Origin of the sequence: Pseudomonas sp. WS 5411, assembly GCF_012985595.1 — a bacterium.
GTDB classification, from domain to species: domain Bacteria; phylum Pseudomonadota; class Gammaproteobacteria; order Pseudomonadales; family Pseudomonadaceae; genus Aquipseudomonas; species Aquipseudomonas shahriarae.
The window spans coordinates 1-25,963 of sequence record NZ_JAARMC010000038.1; the positions used below are offsets into that span (position 1 = coordinate 1).

The following is a 25,963-nucleotide window of genomic DNA, read 5'->3' on the forward strand; positions in this document are numbered from 1 at the left end:
GCCATCCGCAGTTGGTGGCGTACGTGGTTGCCGTGCAAGCGGTCAGCGATGAACAGGCGCTGCGTGAGGCGTGCAAGCGTCAGCTCAAGGGCGACCTGCCGGAGTACATGGTGCCCAGCCATTGGGTCTTCCTCGACAGCCTGCCGCTGACTCCCAACGGCAAGCTCGATCGCAAGGCGTTGCCGGCGCCGGATGCCAGTGCCTTGCAGCAGCACTACATCGCGCCGCGCAATGTCTTGGAGCAGCAGATTGCCGAGGTCTGGCAACAGGTGCTGGGTCTGGCGCAGGTGGGGGTGAGCGACAACTTCTTCGAACTGGGCGGGCACTCGCTGCTGGCCACCCAGGTGATTGCGCGGCTCAAGCAAACCCTGGCCAGCGACCCTGGCTTGCGGGACCTGTTCAATGCTCCGGTGTTGGAAGACTTTGCCGCCGTGTTGGCGGGCCGCTCGGCCGCGCAACCGGCGCAGATCGCCTTGCGCGCCCATGGCCCGCGCAGCACTGCGCCCTTGTCCCTGGCCCAGCGCCGCTTGTGGGTGGCCGAACAGTTCTCGGCCGGCAACGGCGCGTACGGCATGCCGCTGGCGTTGCGCTTGCGTGGCGAAGTCTCGGTGCCGTTGCTGATCGAAAGCCTCAAGTGCGTGGTGCAGCGTCATGAAGTGCTGCGCACCGCCTATGTAGCAGACGATGACGGCGATCCATTGGCGGTGATTTCGCCAGAGGTGGCACTGGACTTCGCCCTGGTCGACCTGTCGCACCTGGACCGTATCGAACAGGAAGCCCAGGTCGCCCAGGCCACGCTGGACAACACCCGACACCCGATCAACCTGGCACAAGCGCCGCTGTTGCGTGGGCAGATCCTGCGCCTGGGTGCCCATGAGCATGTGCTGCTGTATTCGATGCACCACATCATTTCCGATGGTTGGTCGATGGCGGTGCTGGTGGGTGAACTGGTGCAACACTACGCCGCGCTCAAGCACGGCCGTGGCATCGACTTGCCGCCGCTGCCGGTGCAATACAGCGACTATGCCCAATGGCAACTGGCGCTGGAGCAGGCCGGGGTCTTGCAGCAACAGGCCCGCTACTGGAAGGACGCCCTGGCCGGTCATCCCGGCCAACTCCTGTTACCCACTGATTTTCCACGGCCGCCAGTACCGTCTTTTGAAGGCTCCAGCGAGTCGTTCAGCGTGCCGCCGGCATTGGGCGAGGCACTCAAAGGCTTGTCCGGCCGCCACGGCGTTACGCCTTACACCACCTTGCTGGCGGCATTCCAGGTGTTACTGCATCGCCTGGGCACCAGCGACGACTTGCTGGTGGGCGCTGATGTCGCGGGGCGCCAGCATGCCGAGCTGGAAGGCTTGATTGGTTTCTTCGTGAATATCCTGCCCCTGCGTTCGCGCTTCGACGCAAAGGCCCGGTTCAGTGATTTCCTCGCTGCTGCGCGGGAAACCTCCCTCACGGCATTCGAGCATCAGGACCTGCCCCTGGACATGATCGCCGAAGCCAGCAACGTGCCCCGGCACAGGGGCTTCAACCCCTTGGTGCAAGTGCTGTTTGTGATGAACAACCTGCCGGTGCACAGCGCTGGCCTGGCGGACATTGCCGTGGAGGTGGTGCCCAGCCTGGGCGGCTATTCCAAGTTCGACATGGCGTTGTTCATCGACGAAGAAGCCGGGCAGTGGCAAGGCACCTGGCAGTACGCCAATGACTTATTCAAACAAGAGCGCATTACCGAGCTTGTGAGCGCCTGGATGGGAATTCTTCAACAGATTGTCATGGATCCAGACATCCGATTAGGGGACATCATCATGCCGTCGAATACCGCTGTTGCTCCTGCCGCACCTGCCAGCCCGAAAGCCGACAAACTGGGCAAGTTCCTCAAGAAACCGTCGAGCCCGGTGGCCAGGGCCCCGCTGCCGGCGATGCGTGAATCGCTGTTGAACGCCGACCAGGTGTTCCCGTTGCTGATGGAGCCCAATGATCCGGGGCTCGACCTGGTGACGTGGGTCCAGGCCAATCGCGCCTTGGTCGAGGAGAAGTTGGCGCGGCATGCGGGGATCCTGTTCCGAGGTTTTGCCATGCGTGATATCCACGATTTCGAGGCCTTTGCCGAAGCAGTCCAGCCGGGCCTGTACGGCCAGTACGGCGACTTGCCGAAGAAAGAGGGCGGCAAGAACACCTACCGCTCTACGCCGTACCCGGAAAAGAAAATGATCCTGTTCCACAACGAGAGCTCGCATCAGGATCGCTGGCCGCGCAAGCAACTGTTCTTCTGCGAGCAACCGTCGCCCGTGGGCGGTGCCACGCCGGTGGTCGATTGCCGGCAGATGTACCTGCGTTTGCCGCAAGCGTTGCGCGATACATTCGAAAGCAAGGGCCTGCTGTATGTGCGCACCTTCGCCGATAAGCTCGACGTGTCCTGGCAGCATTTTTTCAAGACCGAAGACCGCGCCCAGGTCGAGCAGCGCTGCGCGCTGGCTGGCATTCAATGGACCTGGCTGGACAACGACGAACTGCAAATCCGCACCCCGTGCCCGGCGATCATCACCCACCCGACCACGGGCGAGAAAACCTTCTTCAACCAGGTGCAACTGCACCACATCTACTGCCTGGACCCTGACGTGCGCGACGACCTGCTGGGCCTGTTCGGTCCCGAGCGGATGCCGCGCCACGTGTACTACGGCGATGGCAGCCCGATTGAAGACGCGGTGATGCAACTCCTGGGCGAACTCTACGAGGCCTGTGCGGTGCGTTTTGACTGGCGCAAGGGCGATGTGATCCTGCTGGACAACATGCTTGCCGCCCACGCCCGCGACCCCTTTGAAGGCCCACGCAAAATCGTCGTGGCCATGGGTGAAATGATCGAGCGGCGCGACCTGGAAACGATAACGCCCTCTACACGTATGCAAACTGAAGGGACTGAGGCATGAGTACGCTTAACGATGCAGGCCTGGCGCTGCTCCCGGAACAACAACAGCGGGTGCTGGACGCACAGGACGGTGCGAGCTGGGGTGATATCGCGCACCTGTTGCATATCCAGATCAAGGGCGCGCTCGACGTTTCACGCCTGCAAGCGGCTTTAAACGGTTTGAGCCAGCGTCACACCGCGCTGCTCGCCCGATTGGCGACGGCGCCCGGTTATCGTGGCCTGCGGCAGTTCTTTGAGGCCGGTGCGGCGAATGTGGCATTGGCGGTGGATGAGTCCAGCGACACCACGCAGGTCTTGGTGCAGTGGTGCCAACGCCCGGTGAGCCTGGCGTCCAGGGTGTTTTTCGAGGGTCTGTTGCAGCGTATCGACGCGCAACACTGGCAATTGACCCTGGGCTTGGCGGGTTTTGTGGGGGATCAGGCGAGCCTGGGGATTCTTTATCAAGACCTGTGTACGGCGTATGAGCAGGGCAGTTGCGCCGTGGATGAGGAACTGGGGCAGTTTGCCCAGTACCTGGAGTGGCATGCCGAAGTAGTGCTCGACGAAGATGCCGATACTGCCAAGGCCTATTGGCAAGCCTGCCTGCCGAGCACTGGGGTGCTGGCACCGGAGTTGCCGGTGCGCTACGCGGACATTGCGCCGGGCAAGGCCGGTGGACAGACACTGACTGCCGCCCTCGACCCACGTGTGCTGGAGCGCCTGAGCCAACTGGCAGCCCAGCACAACACGCCGGTGACCACGCTATTGCAAGCAGCCTGGTGGGTGCTGCTGGCGCGCGTCAGTGGGCGCGAAGGTTTTGTCGCGGGCCTGCGGCATGACGCGCGCCAGGACTATGAGTTCTTCGCACCCACCGTGGGCCTGCTGGAAAGAACCCTGCCGTTGAACCTGAACCTGGCGCCGACAGCATCGTTCACGCGTGTGTTGGCTGAGCTGACCGGTGTGCTGGAGACCCATGGCACCTGGCAAGAATATGCGCCGCTCGACGCCGGCCTGCCGCTGACCCATGGCTTTGGTGTGCGCCAGCAACCGGCAGCGCGCACAGTGGGGGCATGCACCTGGAGCGGCGCCTACAGTGCTGATCTTCAGCCGCTGTTTGAACTGGCGCTGAATGTCGATATGGAGGAGGGCGGCGCTGTCTCCGGCCTGTCGCTGGACTATGCCGCTGCCGTTTATAGCCAGGCCGCGATGCAGACGCTGCTGGCGCAGTATCAAGTGCTATTGGGCAGTCTGCTGGAGCAGCCGGACGCGGCCATCGCAACCCTGAGCCTGTTGGGTGAGGCGGAACGCCAACGCCTGCTGGCGTTCAATCCCGCGCCGCAAGTGCTGGAAGAGCGGGTGCTGTTGCCTGAGCATATTCTCAATTGGGCCGAAATCACCCCGGACGCGTTGGCATTGGTCGCGGGGCAGCAGTCGCTGACCTACGCCGAGTTGGATGCCGGCGTGCGTCAATTATCCAGCCGTCTGCGTCAAAAAGGTGTAGCCCCCGGCAGCATCGTCGCCCTGGCCTTGCCGCGCGGCGTGGCCCAGGTGCTGACCATTCTTGCGACCTGGCGCACAGGCGCTGCCTATCTGCCGCTGGACCCGAGCTGGCCAGTGGCGCGCCAGGCCCAACTGGTGGAACAGGCCGGTGCGCAACTACTGGTCACCCAGGGTGTGGCTTTGGATGGAGTCGGTTGCGCAGTACTGGACCTCGATCAAAAGGTGCAGCAACCGCTGGCGCAAGGACCTAGTGCAACCCTGCAAGGCCAGGACGCCGCTTATGTACTGTTTACCTCCGGCACCACCGGGGTGCCCAAGGGCGTGGTGGTCGAGCATCGGCAATTGCTCAATTACGTCGCGGGTGTCAGCAGTGAACTGGAGCTGGCTGCTTGCCGGCACTTCGCCCAAGGCTCCACTGTCGCGGCGGACCTGGGTAACACCAGCCTGTTTGGTGCGCTGTACAACGGCGCCACCTTGCATATCGCTGACGAGGCGACGATGCAGGATCCCGAAGCGTTCGCAGCCTTCATCGACACCCAGGGCATTGATTGCCTGAAAATCGTGCCGTCCCATCTTGCCGCCTTGCTCGAAGCACCGCAGCCGAAGGTGCCGGCCACCCTGATCCTCGGCGGCGAAGCCATCGGCCAGGGGACGGTTGCGCGCATCTTCAACCTGCGCGCCGATTGCCGTCTGTTCAATCACTACGGGCCCACCGAAACCACCGTTGGCGTCGCCGTGCATACAATCAGCCCGGACGACTTGCAACACCTGGCCATTCCCCTGACTCGGGTATTGCCCAACAACCAGTTGTTCGTCCTCAACGAGGGCCTGCAACTGGTGGCCTGCGGCGAACTGGGTGAGCTGTATATCGGCGGCCAGCAATTGTGCCGTGGCTACCTGAACGACCCGGCGCAGACCGATGCAGCGTTTATCAACAGTCCGTTTAACCCTGGCGAACGGTTGTACCGCAGCGGCGACCTGGCCCGCTACCTGCCACAAGGCGGTATCGCGCTGTATGGCCGGCGTGACCATCAGGTTAAGGTGCGCGGGTTCCGTATCGAACTGGCAGAAATCGAACAACAACTGCTGCGCGTGCCAGGCGTGAGCGAAGCCGTGGTGCTGCTGGCGCACGATGAGCCGGTCGCCTTTGTACTGCCGAGCCAGGACGCGCCTGCGGATTGGCTGCAAAACCTCAAGCAGCAAATGGCTGAGCGCTTGCCGGCGGTGATGGTGCCGCACCAGTACCAGGTGGTGCAGCACATGCCGCGCCTGGGCAACGGCAAAGTCGACCGCCAGGCCTTGCAGAATCTGGAGTTGGTCGAAGAAGACGACACCTTCATCGAGCCCCTGGACGCCCTTGAAACCTTGCTGGCCAGTCGCATGGCCCAGTTGCTGGGGCGCGAGCGCTTGAGCCGCGACCGCGACTTCTTCGCCGCCGGTGGCCATTCGCTGCTGGTGATCAAGCTGGTCGCCGGGATTCGCAAACTGCTGCACTGCGAAGTCCACCCCGGCATCGTGTTCGATCACCCAAGTCCCGGCGCACTGGCCCAGGCCTTGCGCGCCCAGGAAGATAGCCCAGGCCAGTTGGAGAAACTGGCCCAGGCACGTTTGCGGCTGGACGCAATGAGTCCAGAGGAGAAGGCCGCGCTGCTGGAGAAGGCGCGCCAACAGGCGGCGGTGCAGAGCTAAAACGGTTGCGGGCGCTGCCAGTCAGTCAGCGCTCGCAAGTTTTATGCTGTTGCGAACGATTCTCATAAATTGTAGTCTAGCGCCCCCTATGTGTGCCCTGCACACGGATGCTCATGGAGTGTGCGTTGGATAATCTGGACCGGTTGTTTCGCCTCTATCATCGCGAACTGCAGCAGATTGCCTACCGTCGCCTGGGCGACAGGGAGATGGCTGCCGATCTCGCTCAGGACGCATTCGTGCGTTACGTTGGCCTGGATCGACAGCAGCGCACCCATACGATTATCAACCCACGGTTTTTCCTGATTCGCGTGCTGCGCAACCTGATCATTGACCTTGGGCGCAGCCGTACGCGACGCGGGCCGATGGACTCGCTGGAGGATGTGCAGCACGAACTGCTGGATCCGTGCCCGGGGCCTGCGGCACTGGTGGAAATGCGCCAGCAGTTGCAACTGTTGCATCAGGCGTTGAGTGAATTGTCCGAGAACAGCCGCCAGGCCTTGTTACTCAATCGCCTCGATGGATTGGGCCATGCCGCCATCGCCCAGCAGCTTGGGGTTTCCCCCAGCATGGTCAGCAAATACATCATGAGTGCCGTGCTGCACTGTGCCCGTCGCCTCGGGATGACCGAGTGACACGCGACCCTGCCCCGAGTAAACCTTCGCCGCTGCTGACCGAGCAAGCGTTGCAGTGGCTGGTCGACCTGCATTCGGGCAGTGCCGAGGCACCGTCTTGGGACGCCTACCTGCAGTGGTGCGAAACCTCCGCGGAGCACCAACGCGCCGCCCAGGCGGCGGAGCGGTTGTGGGAGAGCCTGGGCAGCGCACTGGAGCGTCCGCCCGCGTCGTCACGCCGCTTGCTGCAACTGGGACTTGTCGTGGCGTTGAGCCTGGCAGGCGGTTTGTCCTGGCAGGCGGAGCAACAAGGCTGGATGGCGGACCAGGTGACCGGCCTGGGTGAGCACCGCCGTGTGACACTGGCCGACGGCTCACACCTGGAACTGGCGCCACGCACGCGTGTGGATATCGAAATGCACGGTAATCGTCGTGTGCTGCATCTCTATACCGGGGAGCTCTTTGTCCAGGTCGCCCCCGATGCCCAGCGCCCATTCGAAGTACGCGCCGGCCGTGGCAGCCTGCGTGCGCTGGGCACCGGCTTCGACGTGCGGCGCGAAGGCGAGCAGGTGCGGATGGTCGTCACCGAACACACGGTGCGCGTGACATTGGACGACGATCCACAGACCACCGATGTCGAGGCCGGTCAGGCCGTGCAATACGGCCCGGAAGGTCTCTCGCGTACCCAGCCAGTCGACGTCGGCACCGCCACGGCCTGGCGCCGCGACAAACTGGTGTTCAACCGCCAGCCCCTGGGTGATGTGCTGGAGCAACTTGGCCGCTACCATCGCGGCGTAATCTGGGTCCGTGACAGCGGCCTGCGCGACCTGCCCGTGACCGGCATCATCGCCACCGACGACACCGACGCCCAATTGAAACTGCTGCAACGCACCTTGCCGCTGCGGGTGCGCTTGCTGCCGTGGCTGACCGTGATCGAGCGCGACGACTCGCCGCGACAGTAACTCAGCTTGCAAAAAATACACTTGCCGCCGCTGTCGGGTTTCAGAGGGTTGACGTCTTTCCTGTTGAGATTGATTTTTATTTGGCTGATTTCAGCAAGGGGAGCGTTATGCAGCATCTGATCAGGCACACTGCCTTGAGCCTGGCACTTGCCACGGCCAGTGCCGTGGGTATGAGCCTGCCGGCACAGGCGGCGCAGCAGCAGAAGAGCGACAGCCGGACCTACGCTATCGAGGCCGGTCAACTTGACCAGGTATTGACGCGCTTTGCCGAGCAGTCCGGGTTGCGGTTGATGGTTGTCAGCGAATTGGTGGCCGGTCAGCAGTCGGACGGGTTGAGGGGGAACTACCCGGTGCAGCAGGGGCTTGATCGGTTGTTGCTGAACAGCGGCTTGGTCGCCCGATTGAGTGATGATGTGATTTTGATTGAGAAGGCACCGGTACAGGGTGGGGCGTTGGAGTTGGGGGCTACCAACATTCAGGGGCAGGGGATGGGGGAGATGACGGAGAATTCGGGGTCCTATACCACGGGGTTGACCAGTATCGGCTCGAAGACTCCGACCCGCTTACGGCAGACGCCACAGTCGGTGTCGGTGGTGACAGCGCAGGTTATTGAAGAAAAGCGCATGACCGACCTGGCCGAAGCCATGAAAATGACGCCAGGCATTACGGTTACGAACAACAACTTCCGGTTGTCAGACTTCTCCTCTCGCGGCTTTAACATCGAGAACATTCAAATCGACGGTGCCGCTCCTATGGCCCTGGGCACCACGTCGGGCAGTTTCTATTCCAACAAGAGCTACGACCTGGTGGAGTACGACCACGTCGAAGTCTTGCGGGGTGCGTCCGGGTTATTTGGCGGCACAGGTGACCCTGGCGGCATGATCAACCTGGTGCGCAAGCGCCCGTTGGACGTTTACCAGTTAAAGGTCGATGTCTCGGCGGGGAGCTGGGACAACTACCGTACCCAGATGGATGTCACGGGGCCTTTGGGGTTCGACGGCAAGTTGCGTGGGCGAATGGTGGCGGCCTACACGGATCGTCAATACATGGCGGATGACCGAGGCCTGGAAAAGCCGATTTTCTACGGGGTGTTGGAAGCGGATATCACGGATGACACGCGCCTGACCCTGGGCGGGCGCTCTGAGCGTATCCACGAGACGGGTTCAGGCACGGGCTTGCCGCGTTACCTCGATGGCCGGGACTTGGGGCTCTCGCGAAGCGCCAGCCTGACGCAGAATTGGGCCTACCTGGATGGTCGATCCCAGGAAATCTTTGGCAAGATCGACCATGAGTTCAACGATAACTGGAAGGGTAACGTTTCTTACACCCAGACCCTGGATTCTGGCTTCTCGAAAAGCGCCTTTTCCTTTGGTGCAGTCGATCCTGAGTCCAGGACAGGGCCCAATACCGGGGGCTCCAACAACAAATACCGCAGCGATCAAAAGCTGTTTGATGTGAATCTTGCGGGTAAATTCGAGGCAATCGGGTTGCAGCATGAGCTCCTTATGGGGATGGATCACCAGAAAATCACCAGTTCATGGGCGGGGACTGCCCAGGCCACTGGATCGGGTGTACCAATCGATGTATTTAACCCTGCGCCCTGGCTACAGCCCGACACCAACAAAGATTTTTTCCACCGATTCAGTCCCAATACCCAGGTGCAGTATGGCCTGTATTCGACGCTGCGTCTGCAACTGGCCGAGCCGCTGCACTTGATCGTTGGCGCTCGGGCACAGCGTTATAAATTTGATCAGCTCTATCGGTCCCGCGATAAGCAGGGCGTCTGGGGAACCGACTCGGATATATCGGTTCGTGAAGCCACCAAGGTTGTTCCTTACGGCGGTATCGTCTATGACCTCACGGATGAATGGTCGACCTACGTCAGTTACTCCGAGATTTTCAAACCGCAGCAAACCAAACTGCAGGGTCCGTATCCCGGCAGCTCAATCGAACCCATGATCGGCAAGACCTACGAGACCGGGCTCAAGGGAGAGTTGTGGGGAGGGGCCGTCAATACATCGCTTGCGCTTTACTACACCGCCCGCAAAAACGAGGCGGTCCTGGATCCACGCTATGAACAGATGAGTGTGTTGCACGGTGGCAGTTGCTGCTATCTGCCTCAAGGGGAAGTGACCAGCAAGGGTGTTGATATGGAGTTCACCGGCGAAGTATTGCCGGACTGGAACGTACTGGCCGGTTACACCTATAACCACAACCGCAATCGCACTCAAGCCAAAGTGTTCAGCAGTGTGACACCCAAGCATCAGGTCAAACTCTGGTCTACCTACCGTCTGCCAGGTCTGTTCAATGACCTGAAGGTGGGCGGCGGCGTGAATCTACAGAGTGCTACTGATGTCAGCGGGACAACCTGGTTTGCCCCTCAGAAGCGGTATTACGATTTTAAATACAGCCAGTCCGGATACGCTGTTTGGGACGCCATGGCCGAGTATCAATTGGATGAGAACTGGAGTGTGCTCTACAACGTCAATAACCTGTTCGACAAGCACTACTACAGCAAACTTGGGACGCCTTCCTCGGGCAACTGGTACGGCGATGAGCGCAACCACATGCTGACCCTGCGCGGTACTTTCTGGTAAGTCGCAGATAAAAAATAAGCCCGCGTGATTGCGGGCTTTTTATATGTGCGGATGTTGTCTTGGCTGAATGTGACGATTCGCCGTGAAAGCGATTTATGGCAAAAATAAATGCATATAGCCACTGTCGGTGTTCAGAGGGCTGGCGTCTTTCTTGTTGAGATTGATTTTTATTTGGCTGATTTCAGCAAGGGGAGCGTTATGCAGCATCTGATCAGGCACACCGCCTTGAGCCTGGCACTTGCCACGGCCAGTGCCGTGGGTATGAGCCTGCCGGCACAGGCGGCGCAGCAGCAGAAGAGCGACAGCCGGACCTACGCTATCGAGGCCGGTCAACTTGACCAGGTATTGACGCGCTTTGCCGAGCAGTCCGGGTTGCGGTTGATGGTTGTCAGCGAATTGGTGGCCGGTCAGCAGTCGGACGGGTTGAGGGGGAACTACCCGGTGCAGCAGGGGCTTGATCGGTTGTTGCTGAACAGCGGCTTGGTCGCCCGATTGAGTGATGATGTGATTTTGATTGAGAAGGCACCGGTACAGGGTGGGGCGTTGGAGTTGGGGGCTACCACCATTCAGGGGCAGGGGATGGGGGAGATGACGGAGAATTCGGGGTCCTATACCACGGGGTTGACCAGTATCGGTTCGAAGACTCCGACCCGGTTACGGCAGACGCCGCAGTCGGTGTCGGTGGTGACAGCGCAGGCGATTCAGGATAGCAGGGGGGTGGACCTGACCGACGCGTTGAAGCTGACGCCTGGGATTACCTTGAAAAAAACCAGTGTTCGCACCACTGATTTTTACTCTCGCGGCTTCATGATCCAGAACATCCAGATTGACGGCGCCGCGCCCATGGCCTTGGGTAATTCGGCGGGAAGTTTTTACTCCAACAAAAATTACGACCTGGTGGAGTTCGACCACGTAGAGGTGCTGCGCGGAGCGTCAGGGTTGTTCGGCGGCACGGGGGATCCGGGGGGTATGATCAACCTGGTGCGCAAGCGTCCATTGGATGCCTACCAGTTGAAGATCGACACTTCGGCAGGCTCCTGGGACAACTATCGTACCCAGTTCGACGTAACCGGGCCTATGGGCTTTGACGGTAAGTTGCGTGGCAGGTTGGTGGCGGCCTACAGCAACAATGGATCTTTCCAGGATCATATAAGCGACGAGAAACCAACGGTGTATGGGGTGCTGGAAGCTGACATCCAGCCAGATACCCGGGTGACTTTTGGCGGCCGCTCCGAGCGAATCCATGTGAATGGCTCCGGCATTGGTTTACCGCGGTACATCACCGGCGATGACCTGGGTTTATCCAGGCGTACGAGTCTTACACAGGGTTGGGCCTATCAGGACGGCCGGTCACAAGAGCTGTTTGCCAAGATCGACCATGAGTTCAACAGCGATTGGAAAGTAAACGCGACCTACACCAGGACTCTGGAGTCCGGGCTTTCGAAAAGCGCTTTTGCCAGCAATGGACTCAATCCGATCACGTTCAAAGGTACTCATTGGGGCGGTAATACCACTGCGTATCGCAGCGAACAGGGATCGGCAGATATCAACCTTGCCGGGAAGTTTGATGCGTTCGGTTTACGGCATGAATTTTTGCTCGGTATGGATCATCAGAGAATCACCAGTCGGTGGCGCGGAACGGGACAAAGCGAAGGGGCAGGTGGTGACCTGAATGTGTTTGATCCAGACTCCACACCTTGGCCTCAGCCGGCAACCCGTAAGGACTTTTTCCGTGATTACAACCCCAATGACCAAGTTCAGTACGGGTTGTATTCAACCTTGCGTTTGCAACTCGCCGAACCTCTGCATCTGATTGTTGGTGCCCGTGTCCAACGTGTTAAGTACAACCAGACCTATATGGCTGATTGGGATGGGAGCGGCTTTAAGCCGGAATCCGACGTGTCGTCCCGGGAGCCTACCAAGCTCACACCCTATGGCGGTCTGGTCTACGACCTGAATGATGAGTGGTCGACTTACGCAAGCTATTCCGAGCAGTACAGGCCTCAGCAGTTGAAATTACAGGGCCCCGCACCAGGTTCGCCACTTGAGGCAATGAAAGGCCGCGCCTATGAAGCTGGGTTGAAGAGCGAACTGCTTGGCGGGGCGGTGAACACCAATTTCTCCATTTACTACACCGAGCGGGAAAACGAAGCGGTACGTGACTCCCGTTACCCATCGACCGATGTCCAGTTCGGCGGCAACTGCTGTTATCTGGCAGAAGGCAAAGTAGTCAGTAAAGGCCTCGACATTGAGGTGTCGGGTGAAGTGATGCCTGACTGGATGCTGATTGCCGGCTATACCTATAACAACAATCAAGACCGAACGAAAAATGCTGCATTCAGCGCTATCACCCCCAAGCATATGGTCAAGTTTTGGTCCACTTACCGCCTGCCAGGTGCTTTCAATGATGTGAAGCTGGGAGGCGGGGTCAATCTGCAAAGCGCCACTTACGTCAGCGGATCTGCTGGTGTCCTGGATAAAATGGGGAATCCGGTCAAGGATGCCGATGATAAAGACCTATCCATTCCCTTTGATTACAAGCAGTCAGGCTATGCAGTCTGGAACGCGATGGCCGAGTATCGCCTGGACGAGAACTGGACGCTGGCCTACAACCTCAATAACGTATTCGACAAAACCTATTACACGGCTGTGGGGTCTTCCTACTCCGGTAACTGGTACGGCGACCCTCGCAACCACATGTTGACCCTGCGCGGTACCTTCTGGTAAGCACGGCTTTAAATGAAAAGGGACATCGTGAGATGTCCTTTTTTTGTTTCTGTTACAAAGTGATTGAGAATCCGTCTAAATTATTTTTATCCCGAACGTTCATTAATGGCTCGATACCGATTCAAGTCAAAACCGTCCCTCTGCAACAGGGAGTGGAGTCCGGACGGTTTAACTATATTCAGGCCATTCCGCCCCAAGAGTGGAAGGCCTTCGACATTAATGACATATCTGGGGCTAAACCAAACAATGAAACGCGAGAGTAAAAGGTTCAGGCAAAAACTCTTCAATGCTCCCCTCTCTTCCTGCCGCAGTTGCGTGTCGATGGCGGTCCTGGGGTTGACTCTCAGTGTCTGCGGCGGGGCGTTTGCCCAACCCATACAGGTGAATGTACCAGCCCAGTCGCTGGACAAGGCGCTGACCGAACTGGGCAAGCAGACCGGCCTGCAAGTGCTTTTCGGGCCGGATATGGTCGCGGGCAAGAAGTCCACCGCCGTCAATGGCAGCCTCGAACCTGCAATTGCGCTTGAGGCGCTGCTCAAAGGTGCAGGCCTGAGTTTTCGGATTGAAAACAATACGGTTATCCTCAGCCCTGAAAGTGGCGCGAGCTCAGCCCTGGAGTTGGGCGCCACCACCATCCAGGGCCAGGGTATGGGACAGATGACGGAAAACTCCGGCTCCTATACCACCGGCCTGGTCAGTGCCGGTTCAAAAACGCCCACCAGCCTGAGGGACACACCGCAGTCTGTGTCTGTCATCACCCAACAGGTCCTGCAAGACCGGCGCATTGTTGATCTGTCCGATGCCATGCGGCGCACGCCAGGCATCACCGTTAAAAATGCCAACTATCGGATGCCGCAGTTCATCTCCCGTGGTTTTCGTATCGATAATATCCAGATTGACGGTGCTTCACCGATGGATATTGGCTCTGGAATCGGTACGTTTTATGGCAACCAAACCTATGACATGGCCGAGTTCGACCATATCGAAGTCTTGAAGGGCTCATCCGGGCTGTTTGGCGGCACCGGTGATCCGGGCGGCATCATCAACCTCGTTCGTAAGCGCCCGCTGGATTACTTTCAGCTCAAGTTCAACACCTCGGCAGGATCCTGGGATAACTACCGTACTGAAGTCGATGTGACAGGGCCGATGGCCTTTGACGGCAAGCTACGAGGACGGGTAGTGGTCGCCAATTCCGACCGACAGTACTTCATGGACAACCGTAGCACCGAGAAGCCTTTTATCTATGGTGTTCTGGAGGCCGATGTGTCGGACACGGCTCGAGTCACAGTCGGTGGACGTTATGAGGAAACCCATGAAAATGGCACGGGTGATGGTCTTCCTCGGTTCAGTACCGGACAGGATCTAAAATTAAAACGCAGTAGATGGTATACGCCCAACTGGGCTTATGCAGACGTCAGTACTCATGAGTTGTTCGCCAAGTATGATCAGGACTTGACGGACGACTGGAAACTCAACGTTTCCTTCACCAATAGTTTCAATAAGTCCACCACCAAAGGTGCGTTTCTCACGGGCTCTCCCGACCCAATCACCCTCGAAGGTGCAACCTGGGGAGGGAGTTACGTTAAAACCAGGAGTGAGCAGTCTCTGTTCGACGCTAACGTGTCCGGGAAATTTACGGCATTCAATCGCGAGCACGAACTGCTGATTGGCGCCGATGCGCAGAAGGTAACCAGTCGTTGGCAGGGAACGTGGGGCATGGCCGGGTTCTATCCGATCGACGTCTACAACCCGGAACTCACGCCTTTACCTCCGTCCAGCATAGGCAATTCAAATGATTTTACGCGTGACTACAGCCCAAACACCCGCAAGCAATATGGACTGTATTCGACGTTGCGCCTGCAGTTAACCGATCCGCTGAAGTTAATCATCGGGGCCAGGGCTCAGCGTTATAAGTTTGAACAGACGTACACAGCCGTAAATGATGATGGTGCATGGGCTGTTGAGTCCCGAACGAACCATCGTGAGCCAACTAAGTTGGTGCCTTTTGGTGGCCTGGTCTATGCCCTCAACGATGAATGGTCGGCGTATGCCAGTTATTCTGAAATATTCAAACCCCAAGCCCAACAACTGCAAGGCCCAGTGACTTCCGGTGTAGCGCTGGAACCTATGGTTGGCAAGACATACGAGACCGGCATAAAGGGTGAACTCTACGGTGGGGCGTTGAACTTGTCGGCCGCGGTGTTTTACACCAAGCGGGAGAAAGAAGCGATTGAGGATCCGCGGTATCCGCGGCAGGCCGCTCTATATGGAGGTAGTTGCTGTTATTTGGCCCAGGGCGAGATCACTAGCAAGGGGATTGAGCTTGAGGCCAGTGGTGAGATAACGCCTGGTTGGATGGTGATGGGTGGCTACACCTTGAATCTTATAGAAAATGGCACCAAAGAGACCTTCCTCACCACGGTGACGCCCAAGCATCTGGCAAAGTTGTGGACTATGTACACACTGCCTGACCGCCTCTCCGACTGGAAAGTCGGCGGCGGTGTCAATGTGCAGAGCGCCAGTTATGCCAGCGGTATCGCTTACCGGGTCAAAAAAGAAGATGGTTACTACGACAGCTACGATAAGACACCGTATGACTTCGCCCAAGGCGGTTACGCCGTATGGGACGCTATGGTCGAATACAAGGTCGATGAAAATTGGACTGTTGCCCTCAATGCAAACAATCTGTTTGACCGTAAGTACTTCGAGACGCTGAAAACCTCCGAATACGGTAATTATTACGGCGAACCGCGTAACTACATGCTGACTGTACGCGGTACGTTTTAGGTTTGTCTTGGTAGTTGTATAAAAAAACCACCTCAAGCGAGGTGGTTTTTTGTACCTGCTCAGCCTGGACTATTGCTGCGCCAACCAGCGGTCCACCGCGCTGTAAATACCCGCAATATCCCCAGTAATCCCGGACATACGCAGGAAATCGTGGGTCAGACCATTGTGCGTGAGCAAGGTCACTGGGGTTCCTGTGTTCTGCAAGAGCTCGGCGTACTCCAAGCCTTCGTCATACAGCGGATCGTACTCGGCCAGGCTGATGTAGGCCGGCGCCAAAGCGCTCAACCCTTGGGCGCGCAATGGCGAGGTGCGCCAGTCGCCGCGTTGCACAGTGTCCGGCGTGTAATGCCGGTAAAACCATTGCAGCGTCTCGCTCTCCAGTAGATAACCCTCGGCATACCGTTGGTGGGAGGGGCGGGTACGTTGGGTGTCGGTGACCGGATAGAACAATAACTGGGCCTGTGGTTTAAGCACCATCTCCTCGGGCGACTGTACGGCACTGATGGCCAGTACTGTTGCCAGGGTTGCGCCAGCACTGTCGCCGGCGACGATCACCTGGCGCGAGTCCAACTGCAATTCTGCGCCATGGCCGGCAAGCCAGTTGGCGCTGTCCACCGCATCATGCACTGCCGTGGGGAACGGATACTCCGGGGCTAGGCGATACGCCGGGGCCAGTACTGCATGACGGCCGTTGGCGGCCAAGCGTCGGCAGATCGAGTCGTGGGAATCGAGACTGCCAACCACATAGCCTCCGCCATGAAAATACAGGATCACTGGTAGCGCGCTTTGCTCTGTACCGGCCTTGCGGTAGAGGCGGGCTGCCAGTTGATGGCCATCGCGCGTCGGTATCTGTAACGCACTCACGTTGATGGCGCCGGGCGGGCTGGGATCAAGAATCTGTGACGTCAGGTCGAACTCGGCACGCGCGGCTTGCGGTGTGAGTTGGTGCATCGGCTTACTTTTGCCGCTTAGGCGGCCCATCTCGGCCAGTTCCAGAAAACCTTCGAGGTCGGGGTCCAGAGGCATTGCGTGTTCCTTATAAGGGGTAGCCAAACAAAAGCGCCCCGGGCGACAGACCCGAGGCGCTGGCAGAATTAACCGGTAACTACTTCACGCTGCGGCAATTGCTGGAGGAGGCTGTGCAGCAGTTGATTGTTGTTGAGCATCTGGTAATGCCCGGCGACGATCCGTTCGTCCAGTACGCTGCCCGCCACCGGGTTGGCAAAGTCTGGTGTATTGACGTCGCAGGCCCACCAGCAACAGGCCGATACGCGTGTCTGTGGCAACGCATTGAGGTTCAGGGATAGGGCCTTGAGCTTCATCGCAACCTTAAACGTCTGGGCCAACTCTTCGACACCGATATCGCCGAACGCCGAGGTGCCATTGATTTGCTTGCGGACCTGCGCAATCAGTTGCTCAAGCGTTGTCTGAGGGCACTCGGCTGGCAGCGTCAGCAGGGGCAATTGCCCAGCGGGCTGGGCGAAGATCACCGCGAGGAAACCGCGCAAATCATCGCCCCAATCCAAGTCGGGGGCGGTAGGGGTAGCAGAAGGGATGAAGCTGTCGATCAAGCCCAGGAACTCCACTTCCTGGCCCTGTTTCTCAAGCTCCTGGGCCACCAACACCGCGAGAGTGCCCCCCAGGGACCAGCCGACCAATTGATAAGGCCCCAGGGCCTGTTTCTGGCGGATGTACTGGGCGTAGTCGATGGCCATCGACACGAGCGACTCGTCCTGCCAGTCACGGTCGAGCAGCATGCGGCATTGCAAGCCATACACGCTGCGCTGGCCTTCCAGTCGGCGGGCGATGGGGTTGTAGTCGAACACTGTGCCAAAGCCGGCATGCAGGCAGAACAAGGGCTGGGCGTGAGGTACGCGACTGTTGAGCAGCAGTAACGGATCCAGATCGGTTGCCGGGGCGAAGCCCGACAGTTCAGCAATGGTGGGTTTACCGATCATGTCCCGCAGTTTCAATTCCAACCCTAAATCAGGCTGGTTGCGGACTTTGGACAGTACTTTGAGGATGCGCAGCGAATCGCCGCCCAACTCGAAGAAGTTGTCGGTCACCCCCACGCTTTCCAGCTCTAACACCTGTTGCCAAATGGTCGCCAGGGCCTGCTCCACGGCGTTGCGTGGGGCTACGAACTCACGGCCCTTGAAGTCGGGATCGGGCAGAGCCTTGCGGTCGATCTTCCCGTTGGGATTGAGTGGCAATGCGGCCAGACGAATGATCTGCGCGGGTACCATGTAGTCCGGCAAGTCGGCCTGGAGCACACCCCGTAGGCGCTCTGCAGGTGCCTCATCGGCCGGTGTCACGACGTAGCCAATCAGTTGTTTGCTAACCCCCGCATCGCGGGCGACAACCACCGCATCCTGCACCCCAGGAATATGTCGCAGCCTGGACTCGATTTCGCCGAGTTCGATGCGAAATCCACGGATTTTTACCTGATTGTCCAGGCGTCCCAGATAGTCAATCGTACCGTCAGGCCGCTGACGGACCAGATCGCCGGTTCGATACAAACGCGTGCCATTGGCAGCGAATGGATCAACGACAAACCGTTCGCTCGTCAACCCCGGACGCTGATGGTAACCCCGGGCCACGCCTTCACCGCCGATGTACAACTCACCCGCCACACCTTCAGGCAACGGATTGAGGTGCTCGTCGAGCACATACAGAGTGCGCTTGCCAACCCGTGTACCAATCGGTGCATACACCGCGCCGCAGGTTCCACTGGCGGCGACTTTCCACAGTAGTGGTGTTACCACTGTTTCGGTTGGGCCATAGCCATTGGTCAGGTACTCAGGTTTGAGTGCCTGCTTGACCAACTCAAAGTTGGCGTCGGCCACTGCATCCCCGCCAAAGCAGTAGATGCGCACCGCTGGTGGCGCCTTGCCGCAATCCCGGGCGTACTCTGCCAGTTGTTGCAAGTAGGCCGGCGGAAAACAGGCGATGCTGATCTGGTGGGTGTGCAAGGCTTGCCAGGTTTCTTCGGGTGTCCACAAGCGATTCTCGCGCACTACCAATTGTCCCGCGTGGGACAGGGTACTCAGCCAACGCTCCTGGGCTCCATCGAAGGCAAACGACATAAACAGAAGTTCGCGGGTACTGCTATCCATTTCATAGCGTTGGCCAATGGCCTGACAGTGCATGCGAATCTGCCCATGACTGACCGCCACCCCCTTGGGGTTGCCGGTAGAGCCTGAGGTATAGATCAGGTACGCGAGGTTGTCCGCGTCCACTAGCGATGCCGGGCAACTGTCGGGCAAGGCCGCCAGTGGCAGGGTGTCAAGTTCGATCAGGGCGGTCACCCACGGCTGGTCGAAGCGCTTGCGCAACGAGCTTTGGGTCAGCAGTACCGTCATGGCCGAGTCTTCGACGATCCACTTCACCCGGTCTTGCGGGTAGTCGATGTCCAGCGGGACATAAGCACCACCGGTCTTCATCACCGCATAGAGGGCGACGACCACGTCCACCGAGCGTTCCAGGGCGATACCAACGAAGGTCTCAGGCCCCACCCCTTGAGCGATCAGGTGCTGGGCCAGGCGGTTGGCACGCTGCTCCAGTTGACCGTAGGTCAGTTGGTGATGCTCACAAATGACCGCGACTGCATCGGGATTGTCGGCTGCATGGTTGCGAATTTGTGCCGCCAGCAAGGGCAGGGCGCAGGCTCCGGCAATTAGCTTATTGCCTTGTTCCAGGGCATGTTGCTCATCGGCATCGATCGTGGACAGGCTGCCCAGGGTGGCTCTCGGATTGTCGAGCATGGCCAGCAACAGGGTTTCAAAGCTGCGGCGTAGTTGCGCGGTCGCCTCCGCAGTGAAGCGATTACGAAGATACATAAACTCGACGGTCAGGCGATTACCCAGGTTGACCGCCAGGTCCATGGCGAAGTTAGTCACGCCCTGGGTCCTGGTTTCACCGAACGTCAGTTGGTCCTGCTCGGCCTCATGGAGGCGCTCATCCACTGGGTAGTTTTCAAACACGATAATGCTGTCAAACAGCGCCTGGCCGCCTTGCCCCGACCAGCGTTGTACGTCGGCCAGTGATGCATGTTCGTGATCGCGAACTTCCACATTGTAAGTTTGCAGTTCAAGCAACCAATCGACCACGGTCTGCTGTGGTTGTGGGGTCTGAATGATCGGCAAGGTGTTAATAAACAACCCCAGTATTTCATCAGATGCTTCAAGACTGGGGGGCCGTCCTGCGACGGTACCGCCAAAGCACACGCTGTCTTGTCCTGTATAGCGTTGTAGCAATAACAACCAGGAGGCCTGGATAAAGGTGTTGGGCGTCACGCGCAGCTGTTGTGCCTGATCTTTCAGGCGCCGGGTTTGTTGCACGTCCCAGTTGAGGTAAAGCGCCTCGTGCCCTTCGCCACTAGGGTCCGGCAGTGGCGATAGGCTTTTGGCGAGAATGGTTGGCCCGTCCAGCCCTTGTAACTTGGATTTCCAGAAAGCTTCCAGAGATGCCTGTGACTGGGCTTGCAACCACGCGATGTAGTCGCGGTACTTGCCACGCTTGGGGGCCGGGACCTTACCGTTGTAGACCTCGAATACTTCGGCAAGCAGACGCGAGCTGCTCCAACCGTCCAGCAAAATGTGGTGATGGGTCCAGACCAGATACAACTGCTCGGCCGGCAGTTTGACCAGCGTCAGGCGCATCAGCGGTGCCGTAAGCAGCTCGAAGCCTGCGCGGTTATCGGCTTCGACCAGGTCTTGCAGGTCTTGCGCATAGTCCTCACGGTTCTGCCAATCAAGAATGTGCAGGGGCAAGGCGGCTTTTTTGAACACCAGTTGGAGCGGCTCAACCAGATGGCTGGCGGTCCAGAAGCTGGTGCGCAGGATTTCATGGCGTTCGACGACCGCCTCCCAGGCGTTGGTAAAGCGCGCGATATCCAGGCCGCTGACTGTTACGGCAGTCTGATTGATGTAAGCCGCCGCTTCGGATGCTTCAAGGGTGTGGAACATCATCCCTTGCTGCATCGGTGACAGTGGATAGATGTCCTCGATTTGCCGGACCGGGAGGCTCAGTGTGTCCAGTTGTGCCTGGCTCAATCCGGCCAATGGGAAGTCGGAGGGTGTTGCACCTTGGTGGTGGGGGTCGCAGCAATAGGCGATCAACTGTTCGAGCGCCTGCAGGCAGCTGTCGGCGAGGTTCTGGATGACGTCGACAGGGAAGACTTCATGGCTGAAGGTCCAGCCCATACTCAACTGGTTGTCATAGACTTGGCTGTTGATGGTCAGCCAGTTGCCCAAAGGCGCTTCGCGGTTTTTTTCGGCGCCGCGCTCCTCGCCGGTAGGCACAAACAGCGCCCCTTTGACACTGTCGAAACTGCCGTCGAACTGGCCCAGGTAGTTGAAGGTAATGCGCGGCACGGCCAATGCACCCAGGCGTTCCCGAGTCTGAGCATCCCCGAGGTAGCGCAGGACGCCAAACCCAATGCCTTTTTCGGGAACCGCCCGCAGTTGCTCCTTGACCTGTTTGATGGCTTCACCCAAATCCTGATGGGCGGTCAACTTGACCGGGTGTAGGCTGGTGAACCAGCCGACGGTGCGGGTCAGGTCGATATCATCGAACAGGGATTCGCGGCCATGGCTTTCCAGTTGGATCACGACGTCGTCGCGGGTGGTCCATTGGCTGACTGCAAGGGTCAGGGCAGTCAGCAGCAGATCATTGATTTGTGTGCGATAGGCTGCGGGCGCGACTTGCAGAAGTTGCTGGGTCAGGGTTTTGTTCAACTGGATATCGACAGTCGTCGCCTGGCTATGGCTCAGGTTGCCGTCAGGGTTGGCGTGGGGCAGGTCATGGCTGGCGGTATCCAGTTGTTGTTCCCAGTAGGACAGTTCCTGTTGCAGGACATCGTGCTGACCGTAGGCCTGCAATTTTTCACCCCAGGTTTTGTAGGCACTAGTCTTTTCCGGCAACCTGATCGTCTGACCCGCTTGCAGTTGACGATAGGCCAGCTGCAAATCATCAAACAATATCCGCCAGGACACGCCATCCACCACCAAATGATGGATGGCCAGCAGCAAACGCTGGCTGCCGTCCTTCAAACCCACCAGCACTGCCCGCAGCAGCGGTCCATCTTGCAGGTTGAGGCTGCGCTGGGCATCGTCACCCAACGATTGCAACTGCGTGGTGTCGTCGATTTGGGTTTGCCATAGCACTGATGGCGTGGTCGGACGGTACTCGGCCCTCCAGCCGTGGTCGGCCTGATGGAAGCTCAGACGCATGGCGTCGTGGTGTTGGATCAGGGCATCGAGTGCCTGCTCCAGCAACGGCAGTTCCAGGTGCGTGGCGGGCTTGAGCAGCACGGACTGGTTCCAGTGGTGTCGCTCGGGGATGTCGGTGTCGAAGAAAAGGTGCTGAATCGGTAGCAGCGGGGCGCCGCCGGTGATCGGGCCTTGGTCGATCGCCAGGCCCTGACCGTGGTTTTTCGCCACGCTGGCCAGGCCTTGGATGGTCTGGTGTTGGAACAGGTCCTTGGGGGTAAAGTGGATGCCGGCTTGGCGTGCGTGGCTGACGACTTGGATGGAGATGATCGAGTCGCCGCCCAGCTCGAAGAAGTTGTCGTTCAGGCCGATTTTTGCAACCTTGAGGACGTCTTGCCAGATGCTGGCGATGCGCTGTTGCAGATTGTTCTGCGGTGCCACGTAAGCGTGCAGGGCCTGGCTGGCATCGGGGGCGGGCAGGGCTTTGCGGTCGAGTTTGCCGTTGGGCGTCAGGGGTAGGTTGGTGAGGAATACCCAGTGGCTGGGCACCATGTAATCCGGAAGGTGCTCCTTGAGGTGGTACTTGAGTGTGTCACGCAGCAGCTTTTGAGCCATCGCATCACCTAGGGGGCCTGGTGTGGTTGCATAAGCAACCAACTGCAGGCTGCCGCAGACTTCCTGGGCTAATACGACTGCTTCGCGAATATCTCCCAGTGCCAACAGGCGCGCTTCGACTTCGCCGAGTTCGATACGAAACCCACGAATCTTCACCTGATGGTCGATGCGCCCTGCGTACTCAATGACGCCATCGGCGCGATAACGTGTCAGGTCGCCAGTGCGATACAGCCGCTCGCCGTTGGTGGAAAACGGGTTGGGTATGTACTTTTCGGCGGTCATCGCGGCTTGGCCGAGATAGCCTCGGGTGATCCCGGCGCCGGCCAGATGTAACTCCGCTGCAACCCCTGTGGGAACGGGTTGCAGGTCGGCATCGAGCAGGTAGCTCTGGGTATTGTGCAGCGGGCGGCCAATGTTGGCCTGGCCTGCGACTTCGCGACGAGCCCAGGTGGAGTATGTGGTGTCTTCGGACGGCCCATAGAGGTCGTAGACATGCTCAACTGCGGCCTGGTGGTAGAGATTCTCCACCAGCGATTGTTTCAGTGGCTCGCCCGCAAGGTTAATGATGCGAATGCTGTCAGGGATTTGCCCGGCGCGCAGCAAGGCATTGATCGCCGAGGGTACGGTATTGATCAGGCGCACCTGATCCCGGGCGGGCAGGTCGGGCAACTCCAGGGCATTACGAGCGAGGATCAGTGAGCCGCCGTTGGCCAGAGTGACGAAGATTTCCCATACCGAGAGGTCGAAACACACGGAGGTCGAGGCCAGCACGCCTTGGATATCTTCTTGGCTGTAGACCTCCTGCGACCAGTGGACCAGCGCCAAGACATTGCTATGGGTAATGGCCACGCCTTTGGGTTTGCCAGTGGAACCGGAGGTGTAGATCACGTAGGCCAAATTGTCGGGCGCGGCTTGGCTGGCCGGCGCGGTCAGCGGGTAGCCCGCCAGTTGATCTATCAGCAACACCTGAGCCTGGGTGCGCGGCAGTTCGGCGAGCAATTGGGCTTCGGTCAGCAGCACTTGGGCGCGGCTGTCTTCGAGCATGTAGACGACTCGGTCGGCGGGGTAATCCGGATCCAGCGGCACATAGGCGCCGCCGGCCTTGAGTACGCCGAGCAAGGCCACGATCAAAGCGTCGGAACGCTGCATGGCCACGCCGACTCGCACTTCGGGGCCAACGCCCAGCTCGATCAGTTTGTGGGCCAGTTGATTGGCCCGGGCGTCCAACTGGCGATAGCTCAGGGTCTGGGTACCGCAGGTCAGGGCCACGGCGTCCGGCTGACGCGCCACCTGCTCGGCGATCAACCCATGAATGCTGTGTTGTTGTGGGTACTCAGAGGCTGTGGCGTTCCAGTCGCGCAAGATCTGCTGCTGTTCAACGGCACTGAGCAGCGACAAGCTGACGATGGGCTGCTGCGGGGCGGCGATACAGCGTTCGAGCAGGTTAAGCCAATGGTTCCCGAGGCGTTCAACAGTGCTGGAATCAAACAGGTCGCTAGCATAGTTCAGGGTAGCCGACAGGCCCTGGGTTGATTGGAACGTGGTGAGCGTCAGATCAAACTGCGCGGTGCGGTTACCCCACGTGATACCTTCGACGTTCAATAAGGCGGCCGACGCCGGTTGAGTGGTTGCGCTGCCCTGATGGTCATTGAGGTGGTTGTACATCACCTGGAACAACGGGTTGAAGCTCAGGTTCCGTTCTGGCTGCAAGGCCTCGACCAGTTGTTCGAAAGGCAGGTCCTGATGCGCCTGGGCATCCAGTGCCGTTTGCTTGACCTGCGCCAAGAGTTCGCTAAAAGACAGCGTGTGATCGAAGCGTGCTTTGAGCACTTGAGTATTGACGAAAAAACCCAGCAAGCGCTCGGTTTCAACACGGTTACGGTTTGCTACAGGTACGCCTACGCGAACGTCGGGCTGGCGGGTGTACTTGTGCAACAGCGCCTGGAACGAGGCGAGCAGCAACATAAACAGAGTCACATTGTGTTGCTGGGCAAGCTGCTTGAGGTTGTGTTCCAGGGAGGCTGGAACCGTGACTGCAATGTTCGCCCCTCGATAGCTCTGGACAGCTGGCCGTGGGTGATCGGTGGGTAACTCCAATACGGGTTGTTCACCACCCAATTGGGCTTGCCAATAAGCCAGTTGGCGTTCGCTTTCACCGGCCTCCATCCAATGACGTTGCCAGATGGCATAGTCGGCGTACTGGATTGTCAGCTCTGGCAAGACGTTTGGTTGGCCTTGCTGATAATCCGAGTACAGTGCAACCAGTTCATCGACCATCACCTGCATCGACCAGTCATCCGAGACGATGTGGTGCTGGGTCAGCACCAGTACATGGTCATCCTGGCCCAGCTGTAGCAAGGCTACACGCAACAGTGGGCCTTGCTGCAAATCAAATGGCTGGTAAGCCTGGGCTTGGATAAATGCCTTGATTCCTGCGTCATCGAGCCCCGAAACGCTGCTTTGCTGGATCTGCATCGGCATGTCGAGGTGAATAATTTGCAATGGTCGATCTTCGCCATGTGCAAACGTGGTGCGCAGCGTCTGGTGACGGGCGATTAAGGCGTTGAAGCTTTGCTCCAGCGCCACGACGTCCAGTTTACCCTTGAGTCGCAGGGCAGTTGGAATGTTGTAGGCTGCGCTGTCGGGGTCTAGTTGCCAGAGCACCCACTGCCGTTCTTGAGCGAAAGAAAGTGGGACGGATTCGAAGGCTGACTGCACTTCAGGGATTGGCAGGTTGGTGGGTGAAACCCCTTCAGCCAGCATTTTTTCCAGGTACAGCTTGCGCTTTTCCAGGGGCAGGGTGATGAAACGCCGGGCAATACGGGCAGCGACAGTCTTATCCATCAGAACTCCTCCATTTCATCGAGCAGGGCTTCAAGTTTGTCGAGTTTCTGCGCGGTGACAGGTCCTGCCTGCTGCTCAAGCTGGGCGGTAAACGCGCCCAGAGTCGGGTGTTGGAACATCAACTGCGGCGTCAACTGCATACCCAGCTCAAGTTGTAGGCGCGAGACCACGCTCACGACCAGTAGTGAGTGCCCACCCAGTTCAAAGAAATGGTCCTCCAGGCCGATAGGCTCGACTTTCAATACGTCTTGCCAAATCGCTGCGACCTGCTGTTGCAAAGGACTACAGGGCGCTACATAGGTTTTTTGCGCCAGACTGGCATCCGGCGCCGGCAACACCTTGCGATCGAGCTTGCCATTGGGGGTCAGCGGCAGGCTGTCGAGGAATACCCAATGGCTGGGCACCATGTACTCCGGCAGGTCGCCCTTGAGCTGACGCTTGCACGCCTCACGCAGCGCCTGTTCATCGCTGACCGCTTGCACGGCAACCACGTACGCCACCAACTGCGGATGGC

At 58.9% G+C, this 25,963-nt stretch carries 10 protein-coding genes; 7 read left to right on the forward strand and 3 right to left on the reverse strand.

Features of this window, described 5'->3' with window-relative positions:
* The 7 genes from HBR93_RS26335 to HBR93_RS26365 all read left to right on the forward strand — a co-directional run.
* On the forward strand, positions 1-2,927 hold a 2,927-nt coding region (locus HBR93_RS26335; RefSeq protein ID WP_169961401.1), incomplete at its 5' end, for a condensation domain-containing protein.
* Positions 2,924-6,094 carry an amino acid adenylation domain-containing protein gene (locus tag HBR93_RS26340; protein ID WP_169961402.1) on the forward strand — a complete coding sequence of 1,057 codons (3,171 nt, stop codon included), beginning with the start codon at positions 2,924-2,926 and terminating at the stop codon, positions 6,092-6,094. The genes HBR93_RS26335 and HBR93_RS26340, both read left to right, overlap by 4 nt.
* Positions 6,095-6,219: 125 nt before the next feature.
* Positions 6,220-6,726, forward strand: coding sequence for an RNA polymerase sigma factor (locus HBR93_RS26345; RefSeq protein ID WP_225923851.1), 507 nt, complete (start codon positions 6,220-6,222; stop codon positions 6,724-6,726).
* On the forward strand, positions 6,723-7,667 hold the full coding sequence (locus HBR93_RS26350; RefSeq protein WP_057439095.1) for a FecR family protein: 945 nt from the start codon (positions 6,723-6,725) through the stop codon (positions 7,665-7,667). Before HBR93_RS26345 ends, HBR93_RS26350 begins: the two co-directional genes overlap by 4 nt.
* Positions 7,625-10,264 (forward strand): TonB-dependent siderophore receptor, encoded by a 2,640-nt coding sequence (locus HBR93_RS26355; RefSeq protein WP_346266858.1) that lies wholly within the window; start codon positions 7,625-7,627, stop codon positions 10,262-10,264. Before HBR93_RS26350 ends, HBR93_RS26355 begins: the two co-directional genes overlap by 43 nt.
* A 198-nt stretch (positions 10,265-10,462) precedes the next feature.
* The gene (locus HBR93_RS26360; protein WP_169961403.1) at positions 10,463-12,991 is read left to right on the forward strand and encodes a TonB-dependent siderophore receptor; all 2,529 of its coding nucleotides are present in this window, start codon (positions 10,463-10,465) and stop codon (positions 12,989-12,991) included.
* 246 nt (positions 12,992-13,237) lie between these two features.
* Positions 13,238-15,778, forward strand: a complete 2,541-nt coding sequence (locus tag HBR93_RS26365; protein WP_169961404.1) for a TonB-dependent siderophore receptor — start codon at positions 13,238-13,240, stop codon at positions 15,776-15,778.
* A 69-nt stretch (positions 15,779-15,847) separates the two neighbouring features.
* Here the strand turns inward: HBR93_RS26365 and HBR93_RS26370 are convergent, their stop codons facing one another.
* The 3 genes from HBR93_RS26370 to HBR93_RS26380 all read right to left on the reverse strand — a co-directional run.
* On the reverse strand, positions 15,848-16,804 hold the full coding sequence (locus HBR93_RS26370) for an alpha/beta hydrolase (RefSeq protein ID WP_057959168.1): 957 nt from the start codon (positions 16,802-16,804) through the stop codon (positions 15,848-15,850).
* A 68-nt stretch (positions 16,805-16,872) separates the two neighbouring features.
* Positions 16,873-25,449, reverse strand: coding sequence for a non-ribosomal peptide synthetase (locus HBR93_RS26375; protein ID WP_169961405.1), 8,577 nt, complete (start codon positions 25,447-25,449; stop codon positions 16,873-16,875).
* Positions 25,449-25,963: phosphopantetheine-binding protein (locus tag HBR93_RS26380; protein ID WP_262377389.1), on the reverse strand; the 515-nt coding region annotated here is incomplete at its 5' end. The genes HBR93_RS26380 and HBR93_RS26375, both read right to left, overlap by 1 nt.

Excerpts from the sequence above, each read along its gene's own strand:
- HBR93_RS26375 (WP_169961405.1), bottom strand. The coding sequence starts at position 25,449 with ATGGATAAGACTGTCGCTGCCCGTATTGCCCGGCGTTTCATCACCCTG.
- HBR93_RS26360 (WP_169961403.1), top strand. The coding sequence starts at position 10,463 with ATGCAGCATCTGATCAGGCACACCGCCTTGAGCCTGGCACTTGCCACG.
- HBR93_RS26370 (WP_057959168.1), bottom strand. The coding sequence starts at position 16,804 with ATGCCTCTGGACCCCGACCTCGAAGGTTTTCTGGAACTGGCCGAGATG.
- HBR93_RS26340 (WP_169961402.1), top strand. The coding sequence starts at position 2,924 with ATGAGTACGCTTAACGATGCAGGCCTGGCGCTGCTCCCGGAACAACAA.
- HBR93_RS26365 (WP_169961404.1), top strand. The coding sequence starts at position 13,238 with ATGAAACGCGAGAGTAAAAGGTTCAGGCAAAAACTCTTCAATGCTCCC.